The organism is Leifsonia sp. (assembly GCF_051955155.1).
Lineage (GTDB): Bacteria > Actinomycetota > Actinomycetes > Actinomycetales > Microbacteriaceae > Leifsonia.
The window spans coordinates 1-8,575 of record NZ_JBQCGZ010000110.1 but is presented as its reverse complement, the minus strand read 5'-3'; the positions used below and the strand labels follow the sequence as shown (position 1 = coordinate 8,575).

The window sequence follows — 8,575 nt, the reverse complement described above, 5'->3', positions numbered from 1 at the left end:
CCCCGCCGGGGGGGGGCGGGCCCCCCCCCCCCCAGGCGGGCGGGGGGGGGGGGTCCGCGCCGCCCCCCCCCCCCCCCCCCCCCTGACGGCGGGACGCCTGGTCAGACGGCCAGCGCCAGCTCCTCCGCCTCCGGCTCGTCCACCAGGTAGCGGGCGTAGGCCGGGATGGTCAGGAAGGTCGGGAAGTCCTCGGCGAGAGCGACCTCGCGCAGGATCTCCGCGGCGTCGGCGAACCGGTCGCCCTCCGCGCCGCCGAGGCGCTCCAGCTCCTCGTCGAGCAGGCGGGACACCAGCGCACGGTCGACCGCGGTGCCCTCCTCGGTGACGACCCGGTTCTCGATCCACTGCCGCAGCAGCGAGCGGGAGATCTCGGCGGTGGCCGCGTCCTCCATCAGCCCGTCGATCGCAACGGCGCCGGTCCCGCGCAGCCACGCCTCGATGTAGCGCAGCGCGACCGAGACGTTCGAGCGCACGCCGGCGTCGGTCACCGTTCCACCCGCGCTCGTGATGTCCAGCAGGTCGTCGCCGGTCACGTGCACGTCCTCGCGCAGGCGGTCCAGCTGGTTCGGCCGGTCCCCCAGCACCGCGTCGAACTCGGCCAGCGCTGTCGGGATCAGGTCGGGATGCGCGACCCAGGTGCCGTCGAAGCCGTCGCCGGCCTCCCTGCGCTTGTCGTCGGCGACCTTCGCGAGCGCCCGCTCGGTCGCCTCCGGGTCGCGGCGGTTCGGGATGAACGCGCTCATCCCGCCGATCGCGTGCGCTCCCCGCTTGTGGCAGGTGGCGACGAGCAGCTCGGTATACGCCCGCATGAACGGGACGGTCATCGTGATCCGGTCCCTGTCGCCGAACGCGAACCGGCGGCCGCGGCCGAGGAACGTCTTGATGATCGAGAAGATGTAGTCCCAGCGCCCGGCGTTCAGCCCCGCGCAGTGCTCGCGCAGCTCGTACAGGATCTCCTCCATCTCGAACGCGGCGGGGATGGTCTCGATGAGCACGGTCGCGCGGACCGTGCCGACGGGCATCCCGATGCGCTGCTGGGCGAAGACGAAGATGTCGTTCCACAGCCGCGCCTCGCGGTGCGACTCCAGCTTCGGCAGGTAGAAGTACGGGCCGCGGCCGGTGTCGACGAGGGCCTGCGCGTTGTGCCAGAAGTACAGGCCGAAGTCGGTCAGCGAGGCGCTGGCGGGTGCGCTCCGGCCGGCGCGGTCGGTGAAGGTGAGGTGCTTCTCCACCAGGTGCCAGCCGCGCGGGCGCATCACGATCGTCGGCGTGAGCTCCTGCGGGGTGCTGACCCGGTACTCCTTGCCCTCGGGGCTGGTGTGCCGCAGCTCGCCGCGGATGGCGGCGCGCAGGGTCGCCTGGCCGCCGATGACGTTGGCCCAGGTGGGGCTGGTCGCGTCCTCCTGGTCGGCGAGCCAGACGCGGGCGCCCGAGTTCAGCGCGTTGATCGCCATCTTCGGGTCGGTCGGTCCGGTGATCTCCACCCGGCGGTCCTCCAGGCCGGGGCCGGCCCCGGCGACCCGCCAGTGCGGGTCGACGCGGACGGCCTCCGTGCTGCTGAGGAAGCGCGGGTCGCGGCCGTTGCCGGCGTCGGTGCGCTGCCGCTGCCGCTCGGCGAGCAGCTCCTGGCGCCGGGCGGCGAACGCCTGGTGCAGGTGGTCGACGAAGGCGATCGCCTCCGGGGTCAGGATGTCGTCGTGGCCGGCGGTGCGCGGGCCGGTGATCTCGATCATGAGTCGTGATTCCTTTCGTGTGGGCCGCCATCCGGAAGCGATGGCTGGGGCGCCGCTAGAACTGGTGCTCTTCGGTGGATCCGACCAGGGCGAGGGTGGCGCTGTCGGGGTTGAGCGCCGTCGCGATGCGGTCGAAGTACCCGGTCCCGACCTCCCGCTGGTGGCGGGTGGCGGTGTAGCCGGCGGACTCGGAGGCGAATTCCGCCTCCTGCAGGTCGACGTAGGCGCTCATCTGCCGGGACGCGTAGTCCTTGGCGAGCAGGAACATCGAGTGGTTGAGGGCGTGGAAGCCTGCGAGCGTGATGAACTGGAAGGCGTATCCCATCGCGGCCAGCTCGCGCTGGAAGCGGGCGATGGTCTCGTCGTCGAGGTGCTTCTTCCAGTTGAACGACGGGGAGCAGTTGTAGGCCAGCTTCTTACCGGGGAACTCGGCGTGCACGGCCTCGGCGAACCGGCGGGCCAGCTCCAGGTCGGGCTCGGCCGACTCCACCCACAGCAGATCCGCGTACGGCGCGTAGGCGAGACCGCGGGCGATCACCGGGTCGATCCCGTTCCGCACCTCGTAGAAGCCCTCCGCGGTGCGGGTGCCGCTGAGGAACGCGCGGTCGCGCTCGTCGTGGTCGCTCGTCAGAAGTGTCGCGGCGAGCGCGTCCGTGCGGGCGACGATGATGGTCGGCACCCCGGCGACGTCGGCGGCGAGCCGGGCGGCGTTGAGCGTGCGGATGTGCTGACCGGTGGGGACGAGCACCTTGCCGCCCATGTGGCCGCACTTCTTCTCGCTGGCCAGCTGGTCCTCCCAGTGCACGCCCGCGGCTCCGGCCTGGATCATCCCGTGCATCAGCTCGTACGCGTTCAGCGGACCGCCGAAGCCGGCCTCGGCGTCGGCGACGATCGGCGCCATCCAGTCGGAGACGGGGCCGTCCGTCCCCTCGATCTGGCCGGCGCGCAGCAGCGCGTTGTTGATCCGGCGGACGACGGCCGGGACGGAGTTGGCCGGGTACAGGCTCTGGTCCGGGTAGGTCTGCCCGGACAGGTTCGCGTCGGCGGCCACCTGCCAGCCGGAGAGGTAGATGGCCTCGAGACCCGCGCGCACCTGCTGCACGGCCTGGTTGCCGGTGAGCGCCCCGAGGGCCGCGACCCACTGCGGGGCCTCCGGCGTCGACGGGCGCTGGATGAGCTCCCACAGCCGCTCGGCTCCGCGCCGGGCGAGGGTCTGCTCCTCGCGGACGGGACCGCGCAGGGCAACGACGTCCTCGGCGGTGTAGTCGCGGCGGATGCCGGACCAGCGCGGGTCGGCATCCCACTCCAGCTGCAGCTCCGCGGCGGTCTGCGTGGTCTCGCCGGGGCGGGGATCGGTGTTCATGGTGGCCTCCATCGGTCGGATCGGTTGACACGATCCTGGGGCCGCCGCATCACCCGCGGATCGGATTCGTCAACAGAAATTCCGGCGTTCTTCTGTTTGCCAGAACTTCGGCCGAGTGTCACGATGGCCAGCATGACCGACACCGTCGACGAGGACGTCGCCGCAGACGCACTCACCCTGGGACGCCGCATCCGCGCGTTCCGCACCCGGCGCGGGATGACCCTGGAGGAGCTCGCCGCCGCCATCGACCGCGCGCCGTCGCAGGTCTCCACCATCGAGAACGGCAACCGGGAGCCGCGGCTCGCGCAGCTGCGGACGATCGCCGCCGCGCTCGACGTCACCGTCGACGACCTGCTCGCGCCCGAGGCCCCCGACGAGCGGTCGGCGCTCGAGATCGCCGTCGAGCGGGCGCAGCGCGGCCCCGTCTTCTCCTCGCTCGGGATCGCCCCGGTCCGGGTCTCGAAGGCCGTCTCCGACGCGACGCTGCGGGCGATACTGGCCTTGCATCAGGAGGTCGAGCGACTGCACAAGGAGCGCGCGGCGACGCCGGAGGAGGCCAGGCGCGCGAACGCCGAGCTGCGCGCGACCATGCGCGCGCGGGACAACTACTTCTCCGAGCTGGAGGCGATCGCGGGCGAGCTCCTGGCCGCCGTCGGGCACTCCGGAGGGCCGGTCTCGCACCAGACCGTCGCGGACATGGCCGACCACCTCGGCTTCTCCCTGCACTACGTCGGCGACCTGCCGCACTCCACCCGTTCCGTCACCGACAAGCGCAACGGCCGCATCTACCTGCCCACCGAGCAGTCCGCCTCGCGCGACTCCCGGTCGCCGATTCTGCAGGCGTTCGCGTCCCAGCTGCTCGATCACGAGGAGCCGGGAAATTACGCCGAGTTTCTGCGGCAGCGGGTGGAGACGAACTACCTCACCGCCGCCCTGCTGCTGCCGGAGAAGGACGCGGTCTCGCTTCTCACCGAGGCCAAGAACTTCCGGCGCATCTCGATGGAGGACCTGCGCGATGCCTTTGCGGTCTCCTACGAGACCGCGTGCCACCGGTTCACGAACCTCGCGACCGCGCGGCTGAGCATCCCCGTGCACTTCATGACGGTGCACGAGTCCGGCACGATCATCAAGGCGTACGAGAACGCCTCCGTCGCGTTCCCCTCCGACGCGCTCGGCGCGATCGAGGGCACTCCGGTGTGCAGGAACTGGACGGCGCGCACCGTGTTCGAAGTCGCCGACCGGTTCAGCCCGTACTACCAGTACACGGACACCCCGCGCGGGACGTTCTGGTGCACCTCCCGGATCGAGAAGGCGAAGGAGGGCGACTACTCGGTGAGCGTCGGCGTGCCGTTCGAGCACGTGAAGTGGTTCCGCGGCCGGGAGACCCCGCATCGCGCCGTCTCCCGCTGCCCGGACGAGTCCTGCTGCCGCCGCCCGTCCGGGGCGCTGGCCGAGCGCTGGGAGGGCAACTCCTGGCCCGCGGCCCGCACCCCCACGTCCCTGCTCGCCGCGCTGCCGACGGGCACCTTCCCCGGCGTCGACGCGACCGAGGTCTACACCTTCCTGGAGCGGCACGCGCCGAGCGCGTGAGCGCCGGGGCGCGCTACTCCTGCACGAGCTCGCGGACGGCGACGCCCCACGGGTCGAGGTGCAGCTCTGCGGCCGGGTCGCCCGTGAGCGTGCGCAGCTCGCCCGCGACGCGCGGGGTGATCGTGACCGGGGACTCGTGCTCGGAGACGAACACCACGAAGCGGCGGCCGTCGGCGTGCACCAGGGAGTCGGCGAAGACCCGCGGGTCGTCGAGGCGCACGTCCCGCTCCACGTCGGCGGCCTCGGCGAGCGCGTCGTACAGCCGCCAGGTCTCCTCCGGGTTCACCCGTGCCAGCTCCGAGGCGAAGAACTCGATCGGGTAGCTGCCGAGGACCGCGCGGCCGCGGCCGTGCTCCTTCACGACGAGCGCGGGTCGTCCGTGCGCATCCACCGCGATCACGCGTCCCGAGGTCGCCCGAACCGGGAGGCGGCTGCGGCCGTTCTCGTTTCCGGCCGCGCGGAAGGACAAGACGGAGCCGGCCGGCAGCGAACCGAAGTCCTCCGTGAAGCGCAGCGTCACCACCTCGTCCGTCACCGGCTCGGCCAGCCCGTACGCGCTCTCCATCCGCACGCCGAACAGCGCCTCGGTGTTCGACCACCACGGCCCGCGCTGCACGCCGCTTGGGCCGTGCGCGTAGGACGCGTACACGGTCGCCCCGTCGGCGGCCAGCTCCTCCAGCTGCAGCCACGACGTCGCGCAGAGCTGCTTGACGGACGGCAGCAGGTACAGCCCGTACCCCGACGGGATGCCGCCGTCCTCGCGTTCCCTGACCACGGCGACCGGGATGTGCGCCTCGTGCGCTGCGAGGTACGCCTGCTCCCCCGTCGCCACGATGTGCGCGCGCTCGTCCTCCTGCGTGAACGGGTAGTCGGCGGCCAGGTGCGAGGGCACGACGAGCGCCGCATCCACCGGGGCCCTGCGCAGGTTCGGCAGGTCGATGGCAGCCAGGTCCGACGCGAACCGCGCCAGCTCGCGCAGCGGCGGCTTGGGCGCGCCGGTGCGGTCGGTGATGCCGAAGTGCATCTCGAAGGGATGGTGCGAGTACGGCCGCTGGTCGGCCAGGTCGTCGTAGTCGGTGTTGTTCCACGCGATCCAGCCGGTGGCCCCCGCGAGCAGCGTCGTGTACAGCAGCTGCCGGTAGTAGGAGGCGGCGCCCGCGTCCGAGACGAAGTCGCTGGTCAGCCCGAACTCCTCCATCACCACCGGAAGCCCGGCGTCGCCGCACAGCTCGGCGATGTAGGCGGCCTTCAGGTGCTGCCGCAGCTGGTCCGTCTCCATCCGGTAGACGTGCGGGCCGACGAAGTCGGTGAACGCGGCCAGGTCCTGCACCGAGAAGCCGTTGTCGTGTCCGGTCGTCTCGATGCCCCAGGCGCCGTCGCCGACCGCGACCGGCTGCGTCCCGCCACCGGCGCGCACCGCATCCACGAGCAGCGACGCCCACGCGTCCACGATCGGCCGCGGCGCCTCCCCGCCGTAGATCGGCACCTCGTTCGTGAGCAGCCAGCCGGCGACGGCGGGATGCGCGGCGAACCGCGCGGTCAGCTCCCGCACGTACCAGGCCTGGCGGCCGACGAACCAGACATCGCGGTACAGGTCGCGGCCGTCCCGCCACACCGGGTCCCAGTTCTCGCCGGACATGTGGCCGACCAGGAAGGTCGGCACCGTCGTCATCCCGGTCTCGCTGTGCGCGTCCAGGAAGTCGGCGAAGTTGGCGACGCACTGCTCGTCGAGGGTGTCCGGCGTCGGATGGAAGTCCGGCCAGTAGAAGAACGAGCGGGTCATGTTCAGGCCGTGGTCGGCCAGCACGCGCAGTTCCTGGCGCACGATCTCCGGGTCGTAGCGCGTCCACATCAGCGGTCCTCCTGTGCGCGACCAGAAGTTGGCGCCGAGCCAGAGAACGGGGGTCCCGTCCACGGTGAGCAGGGGCGAAGGGCGGTCCATGATTCCTTTCGGGGCGGGTGTCATTTGACGGCGCCGGCGGTGAGGCCGGCGACGAAGCTGCGCTGGAGGAGCAGGAAGGCGACGACGATCGGGATGGAGACCACCAGCGACGCGGCCATGATCTGGTTCCAGTAGACGTTCGTCTGCGTGGAGTACAGCTGCAGGCCGACCGCGAGCGTCCGGTTCTCGTCCGTCGTCATCACGCTGGCGAACAGCACCTCCCCCCAGCTCGTCATGAACGAGTAGATCGCCACCGCGATGAGCCCGGGCTTCGCCGCGGGCAGCACAACGTGCCAGAGCGCGCCCATCGCGCCGGAGCCGTCCACCATCGCCGCCTCGTCCAGGTCGCGCGGGATGCCGTCGAAGTAGCCGGCGAGCATCCAGATCGAGAACGGCAGCGCGAAGGTCAGGTAGGTGATCACGAGCCCCCAGCGGGTGCCGACCAGCTGGATGCCGACCGCCTGGTTGATGTTCACGAAGATGAGGAACAGCGGCAGCAGGAACAACACGCCGGGGAACATCTGCGTCGACAGCACGGTGGTCGTGAAGACCGACCGGCCCTTGAACCGGTAGCGCGAGACCGCGTAGGCCGCGAAGACCGCGACGATCAGGCTGAGCAGCGTCGCCGAGGTGGCGACGATCAGGCTGTTCACGAAGTACGAGGCGAGCGGGACGGTCGTCCACATGTCGATGAAGGGCTGGAAGGTGATGTTGGTCGGCCACCAGGTGAAGGCACCCTGCACGTCCGACAGCGGCTTCAGCGAGGTGGTGACCATCACGTAGAGGGGCACAGCGGTGAACAGCGTCAGGACGACGATGACGACCCAGCGGAACACGCGGGACGAGGTGGTTTCACGCATGGCGGTTCCTCCGGTTCAGCACGAGCAGGTAGATGCCGGACACGATCAGCAGGAAGATCAGCAGCAGCACGCTCATCGCCGCTCCCGAGCCGAAGTTCCAGGTCAGGAACGAGGCGTTGTAGATGTGGAACGAGATCAGGTCGCCCGCCGGGGGCTGGGCGTTTCCGAACAGCACGAACGGTGTGTTGAAGTCGTTGAACGTCCACAGGAACATCACCAGCAGCAGCACCGCGTTGACCGGCCGCAGCATCGGCAGCGTGATCGCGTGCCACTGCCGGAACGGCTTCGCGCCGTCCACGGCCGAGGCCTCGTAGACCTCGTCCGGGATCGACTGGAGCCCCGCCATCAGCATCAGGAAGGCGAACGGCCAGAGCCGCCAGATCGCCACGATCACGATGGACCAGAACGCGTTCCCTCCGATCAGCCAGAACGGCTTGTCGCCGGGCAGTCCGAGGTTGTCGAAGAGGAAGTGGTTCACCGCCCCGGTGTCCTTCTGCAGCATGAACTTCCAGGTGATGATGCCGGCGTACATCGGCAGCGCGTACGGCACCAGGAAGAGCGTGCGGAAGAAGCCGCGGCCGCGGAACCTGCCCTGCAGCGCGACGGCGGCGGCCATCCCGACGGCCCAGGACAAGCCGACGACGAGGATGGTGAACCCGCAGGTGATCACGAAGGACTGGAGCAGCGCCGAGCCGATCGACGTGTTGAAGTCGAGCGCGACCTGGTAGTTGTGCAGGCCGACGAACGGCGCCTCGCCCCAGTTGGCGATGTAGAACTTGGTGAGCTGGAGGAAGCTGATCCAGATGCCCGTGAGCATGGGCACGACGTGGATGAGCAGCTCGAACACGATGGCCGGTGCCAGCAGCACCAGCGGCAGCCACCATCCCTTCGGCCTGCGCCTGCGCTTCTTGGCTGGCGCCGGGACCGCGGCCGGGGTGGTGCGGACGGATGTCGTCGTCGACATGGGGCTCCTTCGGGGGTCGGACGGGAGGCCGGACCGGGCGGCCGCGGGGGGGGGGGCCCCCCCCCCCCCCCGCCCCGGGGCCGCCCCCCCCCGCAGGCTTTGCGAGGTCGTGGCCGTGGGGCC

At 70.8% G+C, this 8,575-nt stretch carries 6 protein-coding genes; 1 reads left to right on the top strand and 5 read right to left on the bottom strand.

The window, feature by feature from the left end; genetic code table 11:
- Window positions 1–101: 101 nt before the first annotated feature.
- Both aceB and aceA read right to left on the bottom strand, forming a co-directional pair.
- Window positions 102–1,733 carry a malate synthase A gene (aceB, locus tag ACTHMF_RS12130; protein ID WP_440317854.1) on the bottom strand — a complete coding sequence of 544 codons (1,632 nt, stop codon included), beginning with the start codon at window positions 1,731–1,733 and terminating at the stop codon, window positions 102–104.
- Between the two features lie 55 nt (window positions 1,734–1,788).
- Window positions 1,789–3,108: an isocitrate lyase gene (gene aceA, locus ACTHMF_RS12125; protein ID WP_440317853.1), complete on the bottom strand. Its 1,320-nt coding sequence runs from the start codon at window positions 3,106–3,108 to the stop codon at window positions 1,789–1,791.
- Between the two features lie 120 nt (window positions 3,109–3,228).
- Here aceA and ACTHMF_RS12120 point away from each other — a divergent pair, with 120 nt between their 5' ends.
- Window positions 3,229–4,686, top strand: a complete 1,458-nt coding sequence (locus ACTHMF_RS12120; RefSeq protein ID WP_440317851.1) for a helix-turn-helix domain-containing protein — start codon at window positions 3,229–3,231, stop codon at window positions 4,684–4,686.
- A gap of 13 nt (window positions 4,687–4,699) precedes the next feature.
- Here the strand turns inward: ACTHMF_RS12120 and ACTHMF_RS12115 are convergent, their stop codons facing one another.
- Genes ACTHMF_RS12115 through ACTHMF_RS12105 form a run of 3 tightly spaced genes read right to left on the bottom strand, consistent with a single transcriptional unit; the run spans window position 4,700 to window position 8,452 of the window.
- Window positions 4,700–6,628, bottom strand: coding sequence for a glycoside hydrolase 5 family protein (locus ACTHMF_RS12115; protein WP_440317849.1), 1,929 nt, complete (start codon window positions 6,626–6,628; stop codon window positions 4,700–4,702).
- Between the two features lie 20 nt (window positions 6,629–6,648).
- Window positions 6,649–7,488, bottom strand: coding sequence for a carbohydrate ABC transporter permease (locus tag ACTHMF_RS12110; RefSeq protein WP_440317847.1), 840 nt, complete (start codon window positions 7,486–7,488; stop codon window positions 6,649–6,651).
- Complete coding sequence (locus ACTHMF_RS12105) at window positions 7,481–8,452, bottom strand: carbohydrate ABC transporter permease (protein ID WP_314149288.1); 972 nt, start codon at window positions 8,450–8,452, stop codon at window positions 7,481–7,483. Before ACTHMF_RS12105 ends, ACTHMF_RS12110 begins: the two co-directional genes overlap by 8 nt.
- Window positions 8,453–8,575 lie beyond the last annotated feature (123 nt).

Coding starts and splice junctions, on each gene's coding strand:
- aceB (WP_440317854.1), bottom strand. CDS start 1,733: ATGATCGAGATCACCGGCCCGCGCACCGCCGGCCACGACGACATCCTG.
- aceA (WP_440317853.1), bottom strand. CDS start 3,108: ATGGAGGCCACCATGAACACCGATCCCCGCCCCGGCGAGACCACGCAG.
- ACTHMF_RS12120 (WP_440317851.1), top strand. CDS start 3,229: ATGACCGACACCGTCGACGAGGACGTCGCCGCAGACGCACTCACCCTG.
- ACTHMF_RS12115 (WP_440317849.1), bottom strand. CDS start 6,628: ATGGACCGCCCTTCGCCCCTGCTCACCGTGGACGGGACCCCCGTTCTC.
- ACTHMF_RS12110 (WP_440317847.1), bottom strand. CDS start 7,488: ATGCGTGAAACCACCTCGTCCCGCGTGTTCCGCTGGGTCGTCATCGTC.
- ACTHMF_RS12105 (WP_314149288.1), bottom strand. CDS start 8,452: ATGTCGACGACGACATCCGTCCGCACCACCCCGGCCGCGGTCCCGGCG.